Source organism: Sulfurirhabdus autotrophica (assembly GCF_004346685.1).
Lineage (GTDB): Bacteria > Pseudomonadota > Gammaproteobacteria > Burkholderiales > SMCO01 > Sulfurirhabdus > Sulfurirhabdus autotrophica.
The window spans coordinates 63,923-84,786 of record NZ_SMCO01000006.1 but is presented as its reverse complement, the minus strand read 5'-3'; the positions used below and the strand labels follow the sequence as shown (position 1 = coordinate 84,786).

Below are 20,864 nucleotides of genomic sequence, written 5' to 3'. Positions count from 1 at the left end.
TCATTTAGCTATTTTTGATTAATTTGGAGGAGTACCCCCACCATTTTTGAGAGGCTGGGGTATACAGTCATGTTAATCAGTAAAGCTTTATTTTGTTGGCCAAACCGTTTGATGGCTATTGTTTTGTAGTAACAAACAAATCAGCTGTTTGGCGCGCTCCTTGAGTCATGTCGGTTCTACCGGCTAGCGCATTTGCAGCCGGTCCAAAAAATGAGCCATTAACGGTTCCCGTTACACCTGCAGTAGTAGATGCACCTTGAATACTGGCACCAGAAATTGAGCCGCTGGCATTAAACGCAATTCCACTACCTCCAGTCCATTGTCCACTCCATGAACTGCTTCCAAAGTTCACTGCAACATTCACATTGGAACCAAGAACTGAACTGCCAGCATAATTAGCAGTCAAGTTAGCGGTACGTAAAGTATCGATCGTGGAAACGGGTGTTGAATAACCCGTTATATAATATCCGAGCGTTTGGCTGGATTTTGCTGGCGTCTCCATTACCCAAGTACATTTGCCTCTGCAAACGGTAGGTTGTGTGGAGTCAGCGGTAACTTCAGTTTTGCTGAGCACATAAGGATTGCCTAACTCATCTTTACCTACAAAGTAACCTGTTGCCGGTGTATATTCGTTTTTGCCAAGTTTGGCAACGGATACATATTCAGATAGCTTTGGAGATACTTCTATCCATGCACTTTTTGTATTGGTATATGCGGAACCTTGATAAGGCGTGCCGGGTGTAGGGACGCCAGTGAAATAAGTTCCACTCAGAGGCCCTGAGTCAGGGAAATTAGGTACCGGTTTACCTGTGTCCGGGTCAATATGCCAACTTACATTCCATTGCCCCTCATTATTTACTAGCGGTCCAAAGCTTGAGTTTACACCGATTGTTCCGGGGTAGAACGGTGTAATACTACTGTCTTGTGATTCTGAATATTGACTTCCATTGCTGTAAATGCCAAATGCCACAAGCTTTGGCTGATCAGGATTAATTGGAGTAGGGGTGGGGGTGTATGGGTCTGTAATGGTTTGAGGCAGAAATCCAACGACTGAACCAGCTGCCGGTTGGGCAAATTCTGACCAAGGACCCCATTCTCCTGCCGAATCATCAGCTATATGAATTTCACTATAAGAAACAGTGTCTTCCCAGTTCTTCTCATGGAGTTCCCAATCATTCTTGTTAGCCGCCGATGAGACATTTGCAATAAAAGAAATTGCGATGCCAAGCGCCATAGTTGTAAGCCGGTTTTTCATGGTGAGCCTCTTAATAAATATGTTTAAAATATCTTATTCTAATTATAGACAATGATTCACTATATTGTTCATTAAGCAAAAAATGTGCCAATTTGTAACTTGTTGAAATTGAAATAACAGGATTTCAATTTCTTTTATTTTGTAAAATTTTTCGACAATTTGTTTGATCTTCAATAAAGCTAATATTCCATTTAAAAATAAAATTTCAGTTTGTTAACATTATCATTTTATTATAACAAATCATAAAGGTAATTGATTTAAGCAATAAGTTTATGATTAAAATTTATCAAAAATATGCATTTACTTCTAATGGGTTTTCATTGACCCATGTTGAACAAATAATGAAATTTGTCGAATATTTTAACTTTTGAAATTAATTGTTAAATGATCTATGCCTAATACAAATTATATGTGATTGTTATTATGAATATTAAGTGTACAAGTTGAATGCTTGGTATGATTTTTGCTTTTAATTCTGATTGCGGAAAGGCGTATATAATTAATAAAAATGTACGGACATGATGAAAAGTAAAATAATTATTAAGAGGAGTTGAATGTGATGATAGATGCTCAAATTAAGAGATGCTGTCTGCCAAAAATGAAATATCTAGTAATGGCAATCGTGTTGCTAGGATCGACGTCAGCTAATGCAGCGATAGTTGATCAAGTTGCAGGCTTAACTACTTTTGTTACTACTGGTGCGGATATGACTGGTATGACCGTGCATGCTTATTTTGAAAATGGTATAGATCAGTTGCAAGCATGGAGTAGCTATGGAGGTACGTCAGGAGGCGTAGCTGGTACATCATGGGGTCTTTCAGTAACTGGAGATACTTATGTCAATGAATGGTCGTTCACCAATACGACAGGTTCAAAATTGACAAAACTGGAGTTGGATGGCACAAACGGTTCTACAGTTTTTGATACTGATTTTGGTGGTTTGGTGGGTACTTCAAACTCGTCATTTGGTGGAGACTTTTGGTCTGTTACTAGCGGCTATACTTATTCTTATGCTAACGCGGTTGGCATTGGCGGCGCAGCACCAGTAGGCGATATTTATCATAAGTTAAATGTTAATTTCGCATCTGGTATTGCTGGTAACTGGACCTTTGCTCAAGATACAGATACGGTAAGCGCAGTACCTGTGCCAGCAGCAGTTTGGCTGCTTGGATCTGGATTGTTGGGGATGGCAGGGTTTGCCAGAAAATCTTCTTAGTTTAATAGTTGTATTCCAGAAGTTTTGTGCTTGATCTTAACCGGGGCAATTATCCTTTTTTGTTGGATAAAATGAAAAGGATAATTGTCCGGTTTTTTTGATTTCGGGGAAGGTGAAAACCAGTTATAGCAGACGCTTATATAATTTATTAAAAAAGGGTAATTGGAATTCAATTTATTTTGCTCCTATACTCTCCATTGGTCCCAATCCTTTCTGGTATCACGACATTACACATTTCTTAATTGGCATAGTTTTAGTTTTCTAAATTAAAGGTGGGTTATCAGCTACAGAATTTTCTGTAGTTGCCGATAACAGCATAACGCTCATTGATTAAGGGATGTTTATTATGCAGAAATTACTGTTTATAGCTATTGGTTTGTTATTCGTAGCAAATGTTGCTTCTGCTAACACTTCTCAAGCGCGTCCACTGACCAGTGTTGCAGCAAACTCCTTTCTTCAGATGCAGCAAGATGCTCAAAAATTGTATGTGGCAGGTGTGATGGACGGTTTTACTTATGTAACTTATGGTCATCACATTGCTAATCACGATGCGGTAGTGAAATGTCTGCAAAGCAAAGATATTAACAATCTGACCCATGATGTGGTGGACTGGTTGAAGCAGCATCCTGCTTTTAATGAGGGATTAAGTTCTGCTGTTGTACAGGCTATGAGTAGCTTTTGTGCATGAAACTGCAGAGGTGTACGTGAGTTAATTTGGCATAATATGGCTCAGCAAAGCATAAAAAAGGCATCTTTAAGATGCCTTTTTTAATTGAAGATCAAGAAAGCTTAAAACGTACGTGCAAGATTAATTTGTGCAATATCACGTTTATAGGTGTAAATATCAATATGGGAGTTTGAATTGTTTCTGATGAATGTATAGCTACCATTTAGCTTCCAGTTCGCCATAACACCAGTTTTGTAGAGATGGTTAAACCCGATTTCGTAGCGATCTTCAGTTTCATCACGTTTCAGATTGTAAATGGGTTCATAGCCATCATAGGTACTATTTCTCTGGCTAATTCGACCGTAAACGGAACCATTTTCCCAAGCAACTCTGTTGGCGCCGATAAATACCTCGTTTCCATGGTTGCTGAATCTGCCATCTGGGTTGTTTTTTGCATGTTCAGTAAATAAGTGCAACCCCCCTTGTAATGCTAGCTTACCAGCACTGAAAACCTTGCCAACGCTGCCACCTAATGAGTAGTAGATGCTGTTTCTTTCGCTATCTACCGCTCTGAAAAATTCACGATTTTGTATTAACGCATCCGCGGTAACTTCACCATCCTTTATCTCCCAAGTAAAAGTAGGTGCTAGAGAGGTAAAGTTTGCAAGGTGCTCATTGCCGTATCGTATGTAATCGAACTGACCGGTGATGGCTGTCCGAAAATATCCAGGCACAAGCCAACCTGGGCCAGTTGATAGGGAAGCAATATCCAGATCGTATGGATTCTCTTTAAAATAATCTTTACGGTAAATGTTTGCTTGAGTTTGCCAGATAAAACGGGCGGCTTTTTCGCCTAATTGAACAGGCGTAGGTGATTGATATCGGTGTGATATGCCAGCTGTTAATACATAGGCATCGTCACTTCTAGTGCGTGATTGATCAGTTAACACAAGCCCGCCAGGCAACACGTCGCTGGAAGGTCCTGCGTTGACATTCGTGTCGCGCATCAGACCAAGGGAAACAGATTGTTCCCAAATGTTACGTTTAGCAGTGAAATCTTGTTGATCTGCTTTGACTTGCGTTAAAAATGAAAGCACCGCTAGTCTGACGTTTTCAGGTGTTTTAGGGTCATCCAGCACCATTTGTGCCTGACGTGTAGCTTCTTCAAAATTGAGTGTTTTGTAGTAAGACAGGGCAAGCTCAAGGCGAACACGGTTCAGGGTGGGTTGATTGCTTAGTACGGTTTGGAATGCTTCTATCGAAGTAAATAAATTACCTTGAAGTCGTTGATAGATGCCTTCTTTAAATAATTTGTCCTGTTCTTGGTCGACATCGGCAGATGAGGCGGTTGTCGAAACAGATGCGGTAACACAAAGCAATGCAATCGAAATTAGTGATTTTTTAAAAGGGAATTCAGATTGTATTTGATTATTTGTATGCAAAGCCGTGTCCTCTTGAGATTTATAGTGCCATAAAGAGATGATCTTATTTAATATAGCTTTTTTAATCAATCATCAAAAAATTTGTGAATTTATTGTGCCATAAGACTCAACATATTGAAAGAAATTAGAATTTTAAGAATTTAAATTTAAGGTTGGTGGTTTTGTAAGAATTTCCGACAAAATTTTTTGAGTACCCCGATATTTTTTCCGTATTTATTTTGTGAAAATTATAGCCATGTGTGTCATGGCCCTATATAAATGTTGATTATTAATTTACTATCCTGGCAGATTGAGTGGCATAAGTTGTGTAAAATTTCCCGACATTTTACATCATTGTTAATATTGTCTCTGCTTTTAACTCATTTATGGATGGTTAGTTTTTTATAATTTCTTGGTAATGGTCAGACACTTTTATTTTAAAAATGAACAATATTTATAGGCTTTTTCCTCTTGTTTGGTTTGTTCTGTTGTGAAAGGAGTCATTAACTCCTTTTTAATTTTGAGTATTCTGTTATGGAATGCTCAGTTGTTATTTGCGCAAGAGTTTGTTGGCCAAAGTAAGGCAGGTACTTTGCTTTTTGGTTATAAAGAATCGGAGCATGTAAATCTTGGTTTATTTCCCCAATGGGTTAGTGTGCTTAAACGACATGCAGCAGATGATTTGAAAGATAAAGATTGTGATAGCCCCAAGTTTAATCTTTGTCATATGCGTGAGTGGCAACATTTCTTGTCGGGATTGAATGGGAAATCCCCAATGGAGCAAATTGTTGCGGTGAATAAGTATGGGAATAATAAGAGTTATGTACTTGATATCGACAATTATGGGGTAAATGATTACTGGGCAATACCTCGGGAATTCCTCTACAACAATGGTGATTGTGAAGACTTTGCTATTTTCAAATATATGTCTTTGCGCCAACTGGGTTTTAGTGCGGATACTATTCGTGTTGTGGTGTTGCAGGATACAAACTTGAGAATTCCTCATGCCATTCTGGCAGTATATCTTAATGGAGATGCGCTGGTTTTGGATAATCAGGCACAGGAAGTTATTTCACAGAAACAGATTGCGCACTACATTCCTATTTACTCGGTAAATGAAAAACATTGGTGGATGCATACGCCGTGAGTATCTACTTTGCAGATTCGGGATTGTAAGGTGTGCTGTAAGGTTCTATTATTGCCAGTAGTCTTGTTAGCTTTACGAATTTTTTAGATGTCAGTCGCTTTATTGAAAACAACAAAATACTCTTATCATTGATGAAATCTTCCATTTTTAAAAAATCTCCTTCTCTGGTCGCCAGCATTCTGCTGGCACTGTTGCTGGCTATGGGTATTTGGCTCATTTTCGCTTATGCGGCAAAGGAGCGCGGTCGTGATCTGCAGCAGTGGCAAGTATATTTAGGGCTTATAGCAGACAGCCGTTATGATGCTGTGGATAAATGGTTAGAGGGGCAGTCGGGTGCTTTGCGAGAGTTATCGGAAAACGGCTCTCTTCAATTGTATTTGATGCAGCTTTCTTCCCGTGAGCAGCAAAGTCAAAATGGCGTCGAACCAGCTCAACTTTCTTACATACGTAATTTGTTATTTGCTACCGCTGAACGAACTGGTTTTGTCGCGAAATCCAATCTGGATAGCATTCGTGCAAATTTGCCAAGTCAGGCAGATGTGGGACTAATGTTGTTGGATCAGGATGGCAAGTTGCTGCTGGCAACAGCTGGTGCCAGGCTTGATCCGGTTTTGGCAAACCAGGCTGCAAAGGTACTTAAATCAAAACAACCAGCAGTTCAGGATTTGTATCTTGGTGCATCTAATCAGCCTATTATAGGTTTTTTAATGCCAGTATTCCCTCTGCAGGTTGCAAAGGGTGACGCTAAACCAATAGCAGTGTTGGTAGGGGTGAAACGGGCAGATGAAGTGTTATATCCATTGCTCACCCGACAGATTCGAACGACGCAAACCGATGAAACGCTACTGGTGCGTCGTGAAGGGGATACCGCTGTTTATTTGTCGCCACTTTCGGATAATAGTGCACCACTTAAAAAAAGACTGTCTTTGGATAGCCCCGGCCTGGCCGCAGCCTTTGCTATTAAACATCCCGGAGAATTTGGTCAATTAAGAGATTACCGTGGTGTTGAGGTGTTAGTGACCAGTCGTGCTTTTGCTCAGACACCGTGGGTTTTGGTGCAGAAAGTGGATGCCAAGGAAGCGCTAAAAGAGTCCGATGCGCACCAGCGATTTTTGTTGACGGGATTCATGCTGGCAATGTTATTTATTGCGGCAGCGCTCGTCGCTGCGTGGCGGCATGGGAGCAGTTTAAGGGAGCGCCACACAGCTGCTCAACTTCGCCAGAAGTCCCATGAATTAAAAGCACAGTCGGCACTTTTGCACACAATTACCGATAATATTGAAGATTTTATTTACATTGTGGATAAGGATCAACAATTTGCATATGCAAATAAGACGCTGACAGCGGCTTGGGGACTGACGCCTAAAGATTTTATAGGCAAGACGCTTTCCAGCGTATTAGGTCCCAATGTTGCTCAGACCATTTGGACGCTGGCAGATGGTGCGCTTTCCGAGAATACCCCTAAGCAGGCCGCAGAGAGACTTGAATTGCGAAAAGGTGCATCCGGTATTTATCATTCCGTCGCAATTCCATTGCAGACTGGTTTGCAAAATTCAAAAAATGCGTTGGTTGTTTCTCATGATATTACGGCTCTTCAGGCAGACCAGGCACGTCATGAACTGTTGATGCGTCAATTGCTGACCACTTTAATGAGAGCAGTGGATCTGCATGATCCATTTACGGCTAATCACTCAAGTAAAACGACGCAAGTTGCATTGGCTATTGGCAAAGGGATGAATCTCGAAAAGGCTGATCTGGAAACCCTTGAGATGGCTGCCAATCTTGCAAACGTCGGAAAGCTGTTTGTAGCTAAAGAGGTTTTGACTAAAACAGATTCCCTGACGGACGAAGAACAGCAGGCGCTGCAAAAGCACGTTCAATATTCGGTTGAAATTTTATCAGGTATGGAATTTCCCGGGCCGGTACTGGAAACGATTGCGCAAAAACAGGAATATATTGATGGCAGTGGTTATCCCAAAGGCTTGAATGGTGAACACATGTTACTAACTGCAAAAATTCTCGGAGTTGCAAATGCTTTTGTGGCGATGCTTAATGCCCGTGCGTACCGTGAAGGCATGGGTGTGGAAGAAGTGTTGGATCAATTGTTGTCTGAATCTAAATCCCGTTATGATCGTCAGGTTGTTGCTGCGCTTTTTAATGTGGCAGAAAATCATCCCGAGTGGATATCGTAAGTACTCGAATTGTTGTATGTGAATTACGGTAACATTTTGAGATAATAGTTTTTTTGTTCTGATGCGGTTTCCAGGCTCGACTTGGTTGTAGTCTGAACGTTTACTGAGGCTTCTGAATGGGGTTGTACGCTTTACTGGCGGTAGGGATAGGTGCGGCTTTCGGAGCTTGGCTTAGATGGTGGCTGGGTATGCTGTTTAATCCGTTGTTTCCCACTATGCCCTTAGGGACGTTGGCAGCAAATTTGCTGGGAGGGTATCTGGTGGGCATGGCAATTGCCTATTTCAGTCATCACACAAGTCTGCCTCCAGAGGTAAGATTATTTATCATTACCGGTTTTCTGGGTGGACTGACTACTTTTTCTACCTTTTCTGCCGAGATAGTCACGTTGATCAGCCGTGAGCAATTGGCCTGGGCTGTGCTTGCCGCTTCGGCGCATTTATTTGGATCGCTCAGTATGACTGCACTGGGTATTTGGAGCGTTAAGCTCCTTAAATTGTAAGGGTGCATCATGGAAGGCATTTTTCTTAAAATCTATATGTCTGAAAACCAAAAGCATGATGGAGAATTGCTTTATGAATGGCTTTTGGAACTGGCGAAGAAAATGGGCATTCAGGGTGGGTCTGCTTTTCGTGCAATTTCAGGTTTTGGTCGCCATGGTATTTTGCATGAGGAGGGCTTTTTTGAGTTGGCAGGTAAACAGCCTGTAGAGGTGAAATTTGCTCTTTCCGAAAGTGAGGCAGATCAGCTGATTGCAAAACTGAATTCAGAAAGTCTTACGTTGTTTTATGTGAAAGTAAATGCTGAGTATGGCGTGACAGGCAAATAAGCTGTTGAAACCGTTGTCTGCCGTCACATTGCATCTTGAATCTTGTCCACTCCCCTGCGTCGTTTTTCCGTTTGTTATATGAATATTTCTGATCAATTGCTGCTGTTTGTGGCCTCTTTTCTGGCCAATTGGTTTTCTGCATTATCGGGTGGCGGAGCAGGGTTGATCCAGTTTCCTATGCTGATTTTTCTGGGGTTGCCATTTGGTGTCGCCCTTGCTACCCATAAAGTGGCGAGCGTAGCACTGGGCTTGGGTGCGACTGTAAGGCATTTGAATGAGAATACGCTGGACAGGCGATTTTCCCTGATTATTCTTGGTGCAGGTCTTCCCGGTGTTGTGCTTGGGGCAAGCGTGATACTGAAAATCCCTCCCAGCTATGCCCAGTTTGCCTTGGGGGTACTCACCATGGGGTTGGGTATTTATTCAGTGTTCAAGCCACAATTGGGCTTGGAGCATTCACCCAGGAACAGAGAAGGCAGGGCGCTGATTGGCGGTATAGCAGGGTTGTTTTTTATCGGTTTTTTGAATGGCTCGATTACTTCCGGTACCGGCCTTTTTTTGACGATGTGGCTGATTCATCGTTTTGGTTTGGACTATAAGCGTGCTGTTGCCTATACACTGATTTTATGCGGGTTATTCTGGAATGGTACGGGCGCGATTGTGCTTGGCATGATTGGGAAAATCGCGTGGGACTGGATGCCTGCACTCTTGCTGGGTTCGGTGACTGGAGGGTATTTAGGTAGCCATTTTGCTATCACGAAGGGTAATCAGTTTATTAAGAGGGCATTTGAAATTATTACCATCTTGATTGGACTGAAGCTGATTATTGCTTAGCAGTGAAGTGAATATGAATAGTGATTTAGCTATTCTTACCGTAGACCCAATTATTCAAGAGGTGTTTTGCTTCATCAATGACTTCTGAGGCGGTTAGCCCGATTGGTCCAAATCCACGACTGACTAGTTTATCTGCGGCAGCACCATGCAGGTATACGCTGAGTAAAGTAGCCTGTTTTGGTTTGAGTTTTTGAGCAATCAGGGCTCCAATCATGCCAGATAATACGTCTCCCATTCCAGCGCTGCTTAATCCTGGGTTCCCTGTGGGATTGATGTACCAAGTCTCGTCAGTGAAAGCGCAAATACTGCCAGCCCCTTTTAGAACAACAATACTATTTTGTCGGCTGGCGATAACCAAGGCAGAACCAATACGGTCTTGCTGAATTTCGTGATTGCTGCAGCCGAGCAGCCTGCCGGCCTCTGCGGGATGGGGAGTGAGAATGCTCGCACTCTTTCTATTTTGCAATTGGCTGGCTAAATCCGGGTGTACGGCGATTAAATTCAGCGCATCAGCATCCAGAATAAGTGGTAAGTCGCTGGAGATGGCATTCTGTAGCAGTGCCAAAGCCCTATCAGACTGGCCCAGTCCCGGCCCCGCAACCAGACAGGAAATGCCTTCGATCTCCAATAGTTGCTCAGGGGCGCACAGCATTAGTTCAGGTTGTTGAATATCGACAGCAGGAGCTGAATCAGCCAGCATGCCAATATAAACAAGGCCTGCACCACATTTCAGAGCGGCTCTTCCTGCTAGCAAAGCCGCTCCTGTCATCGTGTTGGCTCCTCCCAAAATGCCTACACTACCGAGCATGCCTTTGTGGCTGTTGAGAGGGCGCGGTTTCAGTGCGGAAATGACCTGCTTCTGGGTCAGTAAGTTTCCTTTTGATGGTGGTAAGGTTTCTGGCTCAATGCCCAGTTGGTCCAGGTGAATTTCTCCGCAATAATCCGGACCGTAAGCGGTCAATAGTCCAGGCTTTAATGCTAAGAAAGTAAGCGTGTGAGTTGCGCGTATTGCAGCGCGAAATGGCTGGCCAGAATCGCTGTCCAAACCGCTGGGTATGTCTAGTGCCAGAACGGGTAACTGCATCTGATTGACTCTTTTTACCAGATCCAGATAGCGTTTATCCAGATCCCGCGCAAGTCCGATACCAAACAGGCCATCAACGACCCAATCCCATTGAACGTTGTCAGGAATGGAATCGTGAATCGTACCACCAGCATCTTTCCATGATTGAAGGGATTTTGCCGCATCTGGAGGGAGTTTCTCTGCGTTGCCGGTGAATACAACAGTTACCTGATAAAACCAGGATTTAAGATACCTGGCAGCAACCAGTGCATCTCCACCGTTGTTCCCCGGCCCGACCAGAATCAAAACAACCGGTTTATCAATAAATAATTCAAGTCCAAACTCGGCTGCAGCTAAACCTGCTTTTTCCATCAGGCCAAGCGGCGTGGGTTGTTTGGCTAAAGTTTCTTCGATTAATTTGATTTCTTGTGCACGGTAGATTGGGGAAGGGAGCAGTGAGGATAATGTGTTCATGTTTTAAATGGGTTCCATTGAAACGAATATCGGGTTAGTAGACTATAATGATAGTGTAAATCCATAACCTGTAGAAAGGGGGTGTGAAATGTTAACCGATCGCGTTAATCCTTCTGGTTCACCCATCACTTCTTGTGATAGTGATGAAGTTTGTGAAGTGCTTTCCTGCGAGGTATGTTTAATCGAGGTGCCGGCAGATATCTCTGCAAGCTTTGAAGGCCCTGATTATGTACATCATTTTTGCGGACTGGATTGTCTGGATAAATGGAGAAAGCAGGTCAAGGAAAACATGGCTTAAAATCGGAAATAATATTTTATTTCAGGTTCGTGTTAAATTAAATGGCTTCATGCTTTACCATCATGAGTCTGCCTTACCCTTAAAATACCATCTGATAATTGCAACAGGCATTATCAGGTTGCCTCCCAATTGAACAGGTTTTTAGGGTAAAATTCTACTTTTTTCGGTTCCTCATCCGGGTATCTCATGTCTCAGTTGATCAAACTTCGCGGCCGCAATGCCTTATCTTCTTTTCGTCTTGAAAAATTGATGTCAGTGCTTTCTCTCAACGCACCCAACATCTCTCGTGTACATGCAGAATATTGGTATTTTGCTTCGGTTGAGCGAAGCTTAAGCCAAAGTGAGCGTTTGACCCTTGAAAAGATACTGACTTATGGGCCTGCAGATCAAGTTGAAGAGCCAGCTGGAGAGCATATTCTTGTTGTTCCCCGATTTGGTACTATTTCTCCCTGGTCTAGTAAAGCGACAGACATTGCGCGGCACTGCGGTTTGGAAGCCATTGAACGTATTGAGCGGGGTGTGGCTTTTTATGTGCAAACCGGAAATGGCCAACCTCTTTCCGCTCAAGACAAGGCCGTGTTGTTGCCGCTGATCCATGATCGTATGACAGAAATCGCCTTGAGCGATATGGATGAAATTAGTCGTTTGTTTGAGCATTGTCAGCCAGTACCGCTGAACACGGTTGATATTCTGGGTGGTGGAACAGAAGCCTTGGTCGAAGCAAACAAAGAGCTGGGCCTTGCATTATCGCAAGATGAAATAGATTATCTGGTACAAAATTTCACTCGCATTAGCCGTAATCCTACTGATGTAGAGCTCATGATGTTTGCTCAGGCCAATTCAGAACATTGCCGCCATAAGATATTTAATGCTGATTGGGTAATCGATGGTGAGCAGCAGGAACATTCCCTGTTCGGTATGATCCGCAATACCCATGCCTTGCATCCGAAAGGTACGGTAGTCGCTTATTCTGATAACTCTTCAGTGATTGAAGGGGCGGAAATAGACCGTTTTTACCCTGCATCTGTAGATCATAAATATGGTTATGTGAAAGACATGACTCATATTCTGATGAAAGTGGAAACGCATAATCATCCTACGGCCATTTCGCCATTTCCAGGAGCGGCAACCGGTTCGGGAGGAGAGATTCGTGACGAGGGTGCGACAGGCACTGGCTCAAAGCCAAAAGCAGGGTTGGGTGGTTTTTCTGTTTCTAACCTTAATATTCCGGATTTTCAACAACCTTGGGAAGCCTATCAGGATAAATTGGGTAGCGCATATGGAAAGCCTTCACGTATTGCTTCTGCATTGCAAATCATGCTGGAAGGGCCAATTGGTGCTGCTGCATTCAATAATGAATTTGGCCGCCCCAATTTAGCAGGCTATTTCAGAACCTACGAAGAGGAAGTGGCCGGAGAAATGCGTGGCTACCACAAGCCCATCATGCTGGCGGGGGGTGTAGGGAATATTTCTGACGGGCATGCATTCAAATATGAATTTGCTGCTGGTACCTTGCTGATTCAGTTGGGTGGGCCGGGCATGCTGATTGGTTTGGGTGGTGGGGCGGCTTCAAGTATGGATACCGGTTCCAATGCCGAAAATCTGGATTTTGATTCAGTTCAGCGCGGCAATCCTGAAATGCAACGCAGAGCCCAGGAAGTGATTGACCGTTGCTGGCAGATGGCAGAAGCAAACCCTATTCTTTCTATTCACGATGTCGGTGCGGGCGGTATTTCCAATGCACTACCTGAATTGGTGCATGGCGCAGGCAAGGGTGGTCATTTTCAGTTGCGCGATGTGCCGAATGAAGAGCCCGGCATGTCGCCCATGCAAATTTGGAGCAATGAATCACAAGAGCGATATGTACTGGCAATAGCGCCTGAAAGTCTCGATCTGTTTAAACAGATGTGCGAACGCGAACGCTGCCCTTTTGCCGTGATCGGGCATGCCACGGATGATAATCAGCTGGTCGTTGCAGATAGCCATTATGGTAACAACCCTGTTGCAATGGATTTGTCCGTACTATTAGGCAAACCACCGAAAATGACCCGTAATGTGACTCATGTTCGAAGAGGTATTGCACCTGTCAGTTTTGCCGGGATAGATCTGGTTGAGGCTGTTTATCGCGTCATGATGCTGCCTGTCGTGGCTAACAAAACCTTTTTGATCAGTATCGGTGATCGCACTGTGGGGGGTATGACGGCCCGAGACCAAATGGTGGGGCCATGGCAAATTCCGGTAGCGGATGTTGCTGTCACTACTATGGGTTACCACACCAATCAGGGTGAGGTCTTTGCAATGGGTGAACGCGCCCCAGTAGCGCTGATTAACCCGGCTGCATCCGGACGTATGGCGATTGGCGAAGCGATCACCAATATCGCTGCGGCACTGATAGATGACATCAGCGACATTAAACTTTCGGCTAACTGGATGGCGCCGGCGGGGCATCCCGGCGAAGATGCGGCTTTGTTCGACACGGTTAAAGCAGTGGGGATGGAGTTGTGTCCGAAACTGGGTATCAGTATACCCGTGGGTAAAGATTCCATGTCCATGAAAACCGCCTGGAATGAAGGTGACACCAAAAAAGAAGTGACCGCGCCACTCTCCTTGATTATTTCCGCATTTGCGCCAACGACGGACGCACGCAAAACACTGACCCCTCAATTGCGTACTGATTTGGGAGATACCGATTTAATTCTGATTGATCTGGGATCCGGACGGAATCGTCTTGGTGGCTCTGCGTTTGCTCAGGTATACAAACAAACTGGAAACATCGCTCCAGATGTCACCAGCCCGGAAAAACTCAAAGCGTTTTTCAGTGCAGTCCAGCAACTGAATCGCGATGGCAAAATTCTGGCTTATCATGATCGTTCGGATGGCGGTTTGTTCGTCACATTATGTGAAATGGCATTTGCCGGGCATGTGGGGTTGACTGTAGATGTGGATGAACTCTGCTATGAGCAGCTTCGTACAGATGTTGAACGACGTGGCAAGGCCGAAATTAGCGTGCCGGCGGGTAAATACTCGGAACATATTTTCGATGTTTTATTTAACGAAGAACTGGGTGCAGTCTTACAAGTAAAGCGTAGCGATACACCCACAGTAATGGAAGCATTCTTTAGCGCTGATCTACGCAGCGAACTTCATGTATTTGGGTCGCTGAATAAAGAGGACAAGATCAAGGTAATGCGCAATGAATCCGAGATTCTTTCAGGAAATCGGGTTGACTTGCAACGCGCCTGGTCTGAAACCACTTATCAAATGCAGAAACTCCGTGATAATCCGGAATGCGCACAACAAGAATATGACCGGATTTTAGATGCAACTGATCCAGGTTTACATGCAAATTTGAGTTTTGACATCAATGAAGACATTGCAGCCCCTTTTATTCATTCGGCAATACGCCCGCGTATGGCAATCCTGCGGGAGCAGGGTGTCAATGGCCAAGTTGAAATGGCTGCCGCATTTGATCGCGCTGGTTTCGAAGCGGTGGATGTGCATATGAGCGATATTATTGCGGGACGCGTCACATTGAAGGATTTTAAAGGGTTTGTGGCTTGTGGCGGCTTCTCTTATGGGGATGTTTTGGGTGCTGGAGAAGGATGGGCAAAATCCATTCTGTTCAATGCTAAAGCTCGCGTGGAATTTGAAGCATTTTTCAAGCGGAATGATTCGTTTGCCCTGGGCGTATGTAATGGTTGTCAAATGATGAGCAACTTGCATGAGATAATTCCTGGTGCAGAGAGCTGGCCACATTTTGTACGCAATAAATCGGAGCAGTTCGAAGCCCGTTATGTCATGGTAGAAATACCGCAAAGTCCGTCATTGTTTTTCGATGGCATGGCGGGCAGTCGCATGCCGATTGTTGTTGCCCATGGTGAAGGTTATCCCGAATTCAGCAGTGCGGATCAAATGAAACAAGCAATGGTTGCTATGCGTTATGTGGATAACTATGACAAGACTGCTGAGACCTATCCGCTAAACCCGAATGGTGCAGCGGATGGCATAACAGGTCTGACGACACCGGATGGCCGTTTTACAATCATGATGCCACATCCTGAGAGGGTATTCCGCACCGTGCAGCATTCATGGCACCCTGATAACTGGCTGGAAGATGGTCCGTGGATGAGAATGTTCCGAAATGCACGTAAGTGGGTTGGGTAGTTTTTTGCTGATAATCAAACTGTAACCGCTAATATGTCAGATCGCCTTGATAAAATTCCCGTGAAACATAACCGTTTTTCTGTGGAAGAATTGGCAGAACGAAATCGCTTAATGGGGCTTGAAGAAGCAACATTGTCTCAGCCCATGCGCTTTTATAGTGAAGATGAACTGGACGAGTTATACGAGCAGGACCCTTTGACTGCTACAAGGATTTCTCGCGATCAGGAAATGGCCAAGCGTAAGCTCAATGCCGCACGTAAACCTGATCCCAATGCGCCGCCTCCTGATCGGGATGCATTAATCGAGGTGCTGCAAGAAGCGCGACAAATTCTACTAAAGGATGGGGGTGATCTGGAACTGATGGAAGTCAAAGGATCTGTTGTGCGAGTCCGCATGAAGGGTAACTGTGTCGGTTGCCCCAATGCTGTACTGGATCTTAAAAATGTAGTGGAAAAAATCGTCATGAGGCATTTTCCTCAAGTAACTGAAGTTCAGAACACATTTTAAGCGTTATGTCGTTTACGCTTAATTCAGTCGGAATCATTCATTCCTGTTATAAAGAGAAATTCGGTATTCCGCGCCAGCCCGGTCTGGTGACTGAGGCAAAAGCTACCCTTGAGTTACTGTCACCCTACAACCGAGAAGAAGCTGTGCGAGGGTTAGAAGATTTTTCGCACATCTGGATCACATTCATTTTTCATGGATGCCTTACAGAAGGATGGAAGCCCACTGTGCGTCCACCCAGACTGGGTGGAAATAAACGAGTTGGTGTTTTTGCTACGCGTTCTACATATCGTCCTAACCCCATTGGTTTGTCCGTCGTTGAACTGGAAAAGGTGGTGATTGAAAAAGGGAGTGTAGTGTTACATCTTAAAGGGGCGGATTTGCTGGACCAGACGCCTGTTCTGGATATTAAACCTTATCTTCCCTATGTGGATAGTATCTCCAATGCTAAAGGTGGCTTTGCACCAGATGCACCTAGCTCAGAATTTGAAGTGACTTTTTCTGAACAGGCCAGGCAAGTGTGTCAACAAACTTACTCCCCGGATTTAAATCTCGCAGTACTAATCAATCAGATTCTTTCCTTTGATCCGCGTCCTGCCTACACTGCGGATATGCTTGGAAGCCATAACTTTGCAATGAAACTGCTCGATTATGATGTGAAATGGGGGGTGGAAGGTAAAAACATCCTGGTAACTGATATCCTGAAGATACATTAATTTATCAATCTATCATCATGAAATTACTTGCTTTTTAGTTAGTTGCAGTATGTAATATCAAAGTATATTAAATTGTTTCATTACTGATAGCCATTTACAGACAGGAAAATATGGGATCCGAAGGACTTGTTCCACTGAAAATATCCGATATTAATATTGGAAAACCATTGCCATGGCCAGTTTATGATAGCGATAGAAACCTGCTCCTTCGGGAAGGGTTTATTATAGAAAATCAACGGCAGATTGAACTGTTGAGTGAGAATGGGCTTTTCAGAAATCCTGGGTGGAAAAAATCGGCTATTAATATCGGTACAAACTCAAAGCAGGAACAGGAAGAAAAAGATAAAGCCAAGTTAGCGACAACTGAAAATTTACAGGGTACATTTGTGGAAATGAAACCTAATGTGGGCGACCCATTTCAGATACAGGTTTCAACTTCATTTGGTGACGAGCGATATTCAGTGAAGTTGCTCGGGTATCTTCCCAATGGAACTGTAATGGTGAGCGCCCCCGAATTTGACGGTCATTTAGTGCTTTGCAGAGAAAATCAGAATGTGATTGTGAGATCATTCTCAGGAACCGCTGCCTTTGGCTTTTCTTCTTCTATTCGGAAGGTATGCAATACCCCAATTTCCTATCTGCACCTTGTTTATCCTAAAACGGTACAAAAAGTTTCTGTCAGAGAATCAGCCCGTATTTCTTTTAATATAATTGGTACGGTAACAAATCTGAATGTTGGTGAAAATAGCCCGGGATTTCCAGTTTCGGTAGTGGATGTCAGCACTACTGGCGCAGCTTTTGTAACCAATAAAAAAGTTGCAGAAAAAGATGATGAATTGCGCCTGACGTTTAAAGCTAAAATCAAAGACATTGAAGTTTATCCTGTATTGAATTGTATAGTCCGTTCCTCAACATTGGAAAGCAGTGAAAGTGGAGTGGAAAAATATCGCTTTGGTATACAGTTTAAAGATCTGCCTACACAAGAATTATTAATCCTGCAGAGTATGGTTTATCAAAAAATGCTGGAGAAGAAGTAGAATCGCTATAAATTTAAAGCGAATCGTTTGGGAAGTATTAAATTTATTCATTTAACACGGTTTTGAATAATTCTTCTCGTAGAATTGTCTGTCAGCGTGTATCCAAAAATACGGACCTGAAGTCATTTCAGTTCGTTAATTTCAAATGTATGGCTCAAACTAATTCATAGCATGTTTATATATCGTAAGATGAGGATTTAATTGATGACTATTGAGGATCGATTCATACAAATGGAAGTGAAAATATCCTTTCAGGAAGACACTGTTCAGGAACTAAATAAGGTTGTTTGTCAGCAACAAAAAATGCTTGATCAATTGGAAGCAACTTGCCGATTTTTGCTGAGCCAGGTTAAAGACCTTTCTGATACGGCTTCAGAGAATAAAGTATCCAACGAGCGGCCTCCGCATTACTAGTATTGGTATCCTGCATTAGCAAGGAATTTACTATAATTTTTGAGTTAAACTGAATTTTCATTTTTTGCGTTTTGACTTGAATTACCCTGATTAATAACAATATCTTCAACATGAAATATAAAGACTATTACAAAATACTGGGTGTAGACAAAACAGCTACCCAAGATGAAATCAAAAAATCGTACAAAAAGCTTGCGCGTAAATTTCACCCGGATGTCTCTAAAGAAAAGGACGCGGAAGATAAATTCAAAGAGCTGGGCGAGGCTTATGAAGTGTTGAAAGATACTGAAAAACGCGCTTCATATGACCAATTAGGCAGCTATCAAGCTGGGCAGGAATTCAGGCCACCACCAGATTGGGAGCAGCAATTTGGCCAGAGCAATGGATTTGGTGGTTTCGGAGCGGGCGGGTTTGGTGATTTTGCTGACCTGTTTGGGATGGGGCGTCAAAGTGGCAGGCAAGGTCGAGGTGGATTCGCCAGAGCTGGACAAGATTTTACTATGGCACTCCAAATTTCGCTGGATGATGCATATCATGGCGTAGAACGTACACTGGATATCGAAGTGCCAGAGAGATCGCCTGATGGACAAATGAGGCGCATCCCAAAATCAATTAAAATGCGCATACCAAAAGGTGCTATTGACGGCCAAAAAATGCGGCTGCCAGGGAAGGGTGGTGCAGGTGCTAATGGAGGCCCCAATGGCGATTTGATTTTGACGCTGCATATTCAACCCCACACTTTGTTTAAAGCCGTTGTACATGACTTATATCTGGATTTACCTGTTACGCCGTGGGAAGCTGCACTTGGTACCAGTGTAGAAGTGCCTACCATGGAAGGAAAAGTACGGTTAAAGGTAAGTCCAGGGGCGAAAAGTGGTCAGAAATTACGGTTGACTGGAAAGGGACTGCCAAAGAGGGGAGGTGGTCATGGCGATTTTTTTGCGGTTTTACAGATTGTTGTTCCAACCACCCTGACAGATGAGGAAACAAAGCTGTTTGAGGAGTTGGCAAAGATCTCAGCTTTCAACCCCCGTAGCCATCTGGTTTGATATTCATGACTGTAGACAAAAAAGGATGGCAATTGTTATTGCCATCCTTTGGTCAATACAGTGAAAAAGTAACGGTTATTTCTTTTCTGCTGGTGCTTCAGCCGGAGCTGCTGCAGGAGCTGCTTCTTCAGGTATTTCAATCTTAGATTTTGTACGCAGCTCAGTGATACCCTTCTGAATTTGCTCTTGTTGCAAGCGTTGTGCCAACTGAGGTTTAACCTCTTCAAAAGTTGGTGCTTTCAGATCACGCTCATCATCCAGTTTAATCACATGCCAGCCAAATTGTGATTGAACTGGCTCTTGTGTGTACTGGCCTTTCTTAAGCTTCATCATTGCATCGCCGAATGGTTTGACTACATTGCTTGGAGTCATCCAGTTCAGGTCGCCACCTTTAGCTTTAGAACCTGTGTCTTTAGATTTTTCTGTAGCAAGCTTGTCGAATTTAGCACCTTTCTTGAGCTGAGCAATAATGTCTTTTGCCTCTGCTTCTTTTTCAACCAGAATGTGGCGCACTTTGTATTCTTTGCTGCCAATCTGCGCTTTCAGTTTGTCGTATTCAGCTTTGATCAAATCATCTGAAACAGGGTTGGCTTTCAAATAATCCTGAATATAAGCGCCGACAAGGACAGTTTGCTTTGCAAGATCAATTTGCGCAGCTACTTCAGCGTCTTTATCCAATCCTTTTTTTGTAGCTTCCTGTGACATCAATTCACGGCTGATCAACTCGTTGGTAACTGCTTTACGCAATTCAGGGCTATCAGCCTGACCACGTGAAACAGTCTGCTTCACAAAGAAATCGATTCTATCCTGGGGAATGGCTATGCCATTAACGGATACTACTGCTTTTGAAGCAGTTTTAACCGCAGCTGTCGCTTCTTTTGCAGTGTTTTTTGCTGGCTCCTGAGCATTACAAGCAGAAAGCGTCAGCATGCTGGAGATTAGCAAAAGTGCTAAGCGTGAAGTTTTTGAAGGCATTGTCTAGTCCTTTTAGTGTTTAGTTGATAAATGATAAAATCAGTTTTTAACTTCTTCTGGTGTTTGCGCCGTAATGCTAAGCGCGTGAATCTGTTGGCGCATCATATCACCCAATGCGTCATAAATCATTCGATGTCTTGCAACCGTATTCTCGCCTGCAAAAGCACTGGAAACAATACGTAGCTGGTAATGCCCACCACCACTTTTAGCACCTGCGTGGCCAGCATGTTTGGCACTGTCATCAATAATTTGAATGTTAGCCGGTGAGAGTGTAGCGAGTTTTTGCTGCATTAGTTCAATTGTTGTGCTCATGTGGGAAAGACTTTCTTAAAAGGTTTAACTAAAACGTTTGAATAGACACCAGCACCTATATAGGGATCTGCGTTCGCCCAGGATTTGGCGTCTTCAAGTGAATCAAATTCAGCGACGATCAGACTACCGGAAAAGCCTGCTGGTCCAGGGTCTATGCTGTCAATTGCAGGGTTTGGGCCAGCCAAAATCAGGCGACCTGCCTCCTGAAGCTTGGTCAGGCGCTCTAAATGTGCAGGTCTGACAGACAGTCGTTTATCCAGACTGTTGGGTACATCATCACCAATAATGCAATAGAGCAT

Annotated in this window: 20 protein-coding genes; 14 read left to right on the top strand and 6 right to left on the bottom strand. The window is 43.6% G+C overall.

What is annotated here, in order from left to right; translation table 11 throughout:
* Window positions 1-115: 115 nt before the first annotated feature.
* Window positions 116-1,255 (bottom strand): transferrin-binding protein-like solute binding protein, encoded by a 1,140-nt coding sequence (locus EDC63_RS08385; protein WP_124948148.1) that lies wholly within the window; start codon window positions 1,253-1,255, stop codon window positions 116-118.
* 559 nt (window positions 1,256-1,814) lie between these two features.
* On the opposite strand from EDC63_RS08385, the gene EDC63_RS18750 reads away from it, so the two are divergent.
* Complete coding sequence (locus tag EDC63_RS18750) at window positions 1,815-2,471, top strand: VPLPA-CTERM sorting domain-containing protein (RefSeq protein ID WP_223248476.1); 657 nt, start codon at window positions 1,815-1,817, stop codon at window positions 2,469-2,471.
* 346 nt (window positions 2,472-2,817) lie between these two features.
* On the top strand, window positions 2,818-3,159 hold the full coding sequence (locus tag EDC63_RS08375) for a hypothetical protein (protein WP_124948147.1): 342 nt from the start codon (window positions 2,818-2,820) through the stop codon (window positions 3,157-3,159).
* Between the two features lie 101 nt (window positions 3,160-3,260).
* Here EDC63_RS08375 and EDC63_RS08370 read toward each other — a convergent pair whose 3' ends face one another.
* On the bottom strand, window positions 3,261-4,649 hold the full coding sequence (locus tag EDC63_RS08370) for a tetratricopeptide repeat protein (protein ID WP_124948146.1): 1,389 nt from the start codon (window positions 4,647-4,649) through the stop codon (window positions 3,261-3,263).
* A 430-nt stretch (window positions 4,650-5,079) separates the two neighbouring features.
* Between EDC63_RS08370 and EDC63_RS08365 the strand changes: the two genes are divergently transcribed.
* From EDC63_RS08365 to EDC63_RS08345, 5 genes are all read left to right on the top strand, one after another.
* A complete protein-coding gene (locus tag EDC63_RS08365) occupies window positions 5,080-5,706 on the top strand; it encodes a transglutaminase-like cysteine peptidase (RefSeq protein WP_223248475.1) in 627 nt (208 codons plus the stop codon).
* Window positions 5,707-5,837: 131 nt separating this feature from the next.
* The gene (locus EDC63_RS08360; protein ID WP_124948144.1) at window positions 5,838-7,898 is read left to right on the top strand and encodes an HD domain-containing phosphohydrolase; all 2,061 of its coding nucleotides are present in this window, start codon (window positions 5,838-5,840) and stop codon (window positions 7,896-7,898) included.
* A gap of 116 nt (window positions 7,899-8,014) precedes the next feature.
* Complete coding sequence (gene crcB, locus EDC63_RS08355) at window positions 8,015-8,398, top strand: fluoride efflux transporter CrcB (RefSeq protein ID WP_124948143.1); 384 nt, start codon at window positions 8,015-8,017, stop codon at window positions 8,396-8,398.
* 9 nt (window positions 8,399-8,407) lie between these two features.
* A complete protein-coding gene (locus EDC63_RS08350) occupies window positions 8,408-8,725 on the top strand; it encodes a DUF190 domain-containing protein (protein WP_124948142.1) in 318 nt (105 codons plus the stop codon).
* A 78-nt stretch (window positions 8,726-8,803) separates the two neighbouring features.
* A complete protein-coding gene (locus EDC63_RS08345) occupies window positions 8,804-9,559 on the top strand; it encodes a sulfite exporter TauE/SafE family protein (RefSeq protein WP_189836567.1) in 756 nt (251 codons plus the stop codon).
* Between the two features lie 25 nt (window positions 9,560-9,584).
* On the opposite strand, the gene EDC63_RS08340 is transcribed toward EDC63_RS08345, so the two are convergent.
* Window positions 9,585-11,096, bottom strand: coding sequence for an NAD(P)H-hydrate dehydratase (locus EDC63_RS08340; protein ID WP_124948141.1), 1,512 nt, complete (start codon window positions 11,094-11,096; stop codon window positions 9,585-9,587).
* Between the two features lie 88 nt (window positions 11,097-11,184).
* Here EDC63_RS08340 and EDC63_RS08335 point away from each other — a divergent pair, with 88 nt between their 5' ends.
* The 7 genes from EDC63_RS08335 (at window position 11,185) to EDC63_RS08305 (ending at window position 19,278) form a co-directional block, all read left to right on the top strand.
* Window positions 11,185-11,394 (top strand): DUF3330 domain-containing protein, encoded by a 210-nt coding sequence (locus tag EDC63_RS08335; RefSeq protein WP_124948140.1) that lies wholly within the window; start codon window positions 11,185-11,187, stop codon window positions 11,392-11,394.
* A gap of 186 nt (window positions 11,395-11,580) precedes the next feature.
* Entirely contained in the window at window positions 11,581-15,558 is a 3,978-nt protein-coding gene (purL, locus tag EDC63_RS08330) for a phosphoribosylformylglycinamidine synthase (protein WP_124948139.1), read from the top strand.
* A gap of 33 nt (window positions 15,559-15,591) precedes the next feature.
* Entirely contained in the window at window positions 15,592-16,065 is a 474-nt protein-coding gene (locus EDC63_RS08325) for a NifU family protein (RefSeq protein WP_223248474.1), read from the top strand.
* A gap of 5 nt (window positions 16,066-16,070) precedes the next feature.
* Window positions 16,071-16,778, top strand: coding sequence for a tRNA (N6-threonylcarbamoyladenosine(37)-N6)-methyltransferase TrmO (gene tsaA / locus EDC63_RS08320; RefSeq protein ID WP_124948138.1), 708 nt, complete (start codon window positions 16,071-16,073; stop codon window positions 16,776-16,778).
* 110 nt (window positions 16,779-16,888) lie between these two features.
* Complete coding sequence (locus EDC63_RS08315) at window positions 16,889-17,815, top strand: flagellar brake protein (RefSeq protein ID WP_124948137.1); 927 nt, start codon at window positions 16,889-16,891, stop codon at window positions 17,813-17,815.
* Between the two features lie 204 nt (window positions 17,816-18,019).
* Complete coding sequence (locus EDC63_RS08310; RefSeq protein WP_124948136.1) at window positions 18,020-18,229, top strand: SlyX family protein; 210 nt, start codon at window positions 18,020-18,022, stop codon at window positions 18,227-18,229.
* A gap of 110 nt (window positions 18,230-18,339) precedes the next feature.
* On the top strand, window positions 18,340-19,278 hold the full coding sequence (locus EDC63_RS08305; RefSeq protein ID WP_124948135.1) for a DnaJ C-terminal domain-containing protein: 939 nt from the start codon (window positions 18,340-18,342) through the stop codon (window positions 19,276-19,278).
* A gap of 75 nt (window positions 19,279-19,353) precedes the next feature.
* On the opposite strand, the gene EDC63_RS08300 is transcribed toward EDC63_RS08305, so the two are convergent.
* The 3 genes from EDC63_RS08300 to EDC63_RS08290 are packed head-to-tail and all read right to left on the bottom strand — an operon-like array spanning window position 19,354 to window position 20,864.
* Window positions 19,354-20,253 carry a peptidylprolyl isomerase gene (locus EDC63_RS08300; RefSeq protein ID WP_124948134.1) on the bottom strand — a complete coding sequence of 300 codons (900 nt, stop codon included), beginning with the start codon at window positions 20,251-20,253 and terminating at the stop codon, window positions 19,354-19,356.
* 39 nt (window positions 20,254-20,292) lie between these two features.
* Window positions 20,293-20,565, bottom strand: coding sequence for a BolA family protein (locus tag EDC63_RS08295; protein WP_124948133.1), 273 nt, complete (start codon window positions 20,563-20,565; stop codon window positions 20,293-20,295).
* Window positions 20,562-20,864, bottom strand: coding sequence for a YciI family protein (locus EDC63_RS08290; protein ID WP_124948132.1), 303 nt, complete (start codon window positions 20,862-20,864; stop codon window positions 20,562-20,564). The genes EDC63_RS08295 and EDC63_RS08290 overlap by 4 nt, the downstream gene beginning before the upstream one ends.

Excerpts from the sequence above, each read along its gene's own strand:
- EDC63_RS08300 (WP_124948134.1), bottom strand. The coding sequence starts at position 20,253 with ATGCCTTCAAAAACTTCACGCTTAGCACTTTTGCTAATCTCCAGCATG.
- EDC63_RS08335 (WP_124948140.1), top strand. The coding sequence starts at position 11,185 with ATGTTAACCGATCGCGTTAATCCTTCTGGTTCACCCATCACTTCTTGT.
- EDC63_RS08310 (WP_124948136.1), top strand. The coding sequence starts at position 18,020 with ATGACTATTGAGGATCGATTCATACAAATGGAAGTGAAAATATCCTTT.
- EDC63_RS08350 (WP_124948142.1), top strand. The coding sequence starts at position 8,408 with ATGGAAGGCATTTTTCTTAAAATCTATATGTCTGAAAACCAAAAGCAT.
- EDC63_RS08345 (WP_189836567.1), top strand. The coding sequence starts at position 8,804 with ATGAATATTTCTGATCAATTGCTGCTGTTTGTGGCCTCTTTTCTGGCC.
- EDC63_RS08325 (WP_223248474.1), top strand. The coding sequence starts at position 15,592 with ATGTCAGATCGCCTTGATAAAATTCCCGTGAAACATAACCGTTTTTCT.
- EDC63_RS08295 (WP_124948133.1), bottom strand. The coding sequence starts at position 20,565 with ATGAGCACAACAATTGAACTAATGCAGCAAAAACTCGCTACACTCTCA.
- EDC63_RS08375 (WP_124948147.1), top strand. The coding sequence starts at position 2,818 with ATGCAGAAATTACTGTTTATAGCTATTGGTTTGTTATTCGTAGCAAAT.
- EDC63_RS18750 (WP_223248476.1), top strand. The coding sequence starts at position 1,815 with ATGATAGATGCTCAAATTAAGAGATGCTGTCTGCCAAAAATGAAATAT.
- EDC63_RS08305 (WP_124948135.1), top strand. The coding sequence starts at position 18,340 with ATGAAATATAAAGACTATTACAAAATACTGGGTGTAGACAAAACAGCT.
- EDC63_RS08385 (WP_124948148.1), bottom strand. The coding sequence starts at position 1,255 with ATGAAAAACCGGCTTACAACTATGGCGCTTGGCATCGCAATTTCTTTT.
- EDC63_RS08360 (WP_124948144.1), top strand. The coding sequence starts at position 5,838 with ATGAAATCTTCCATTTTTAAAAAATCTCCTTCTCTGGTCGCCAGCATT.
- tsaA (WP_124948138.1), top strand. The coding sequence starts at position 16,071 with ATGTCGTTTACGCTTAATTCAGTCGGAATCATTCATTCCTGTTATAAA.
- EDC63_RS08315 (WP_124948137.1), top strand. The coding sequence starts at position 16,889 with ATGGGATCCGAAGGACTTGTTCCACTGAAAATATCCGATATTAATATT.
- crcB (WP_124948143.1), top strand. The coding sequence starts at position 8,015 with ATGGGGTTGTACGCTTTACTGGCGGTAGGGATAGGTGCGGCTTTCGGA.
- EDC63_RS08290 (WP_124948132.1), bottom strand. The coding sequence starts at position 20,864 with ATGCTCTATTGCATTATTGGTGATGATGTACCCAACAGTCTGGATAAA.
- purL (WP_124948139.1), top strand. The coding sequence starts at position 11,581 with ATGTCTCAGTTGATCAAACTTCGCGGCCGCAATGCCTTATCTTCTTTT.
- EDC63_RS08340 (WP_124948141.1), bottom strand. The coding sequence starts at position 11,096 with ATGAACACATTATCCTCACTGCTCCCTTCCCCAATCTACCGTGCACAA.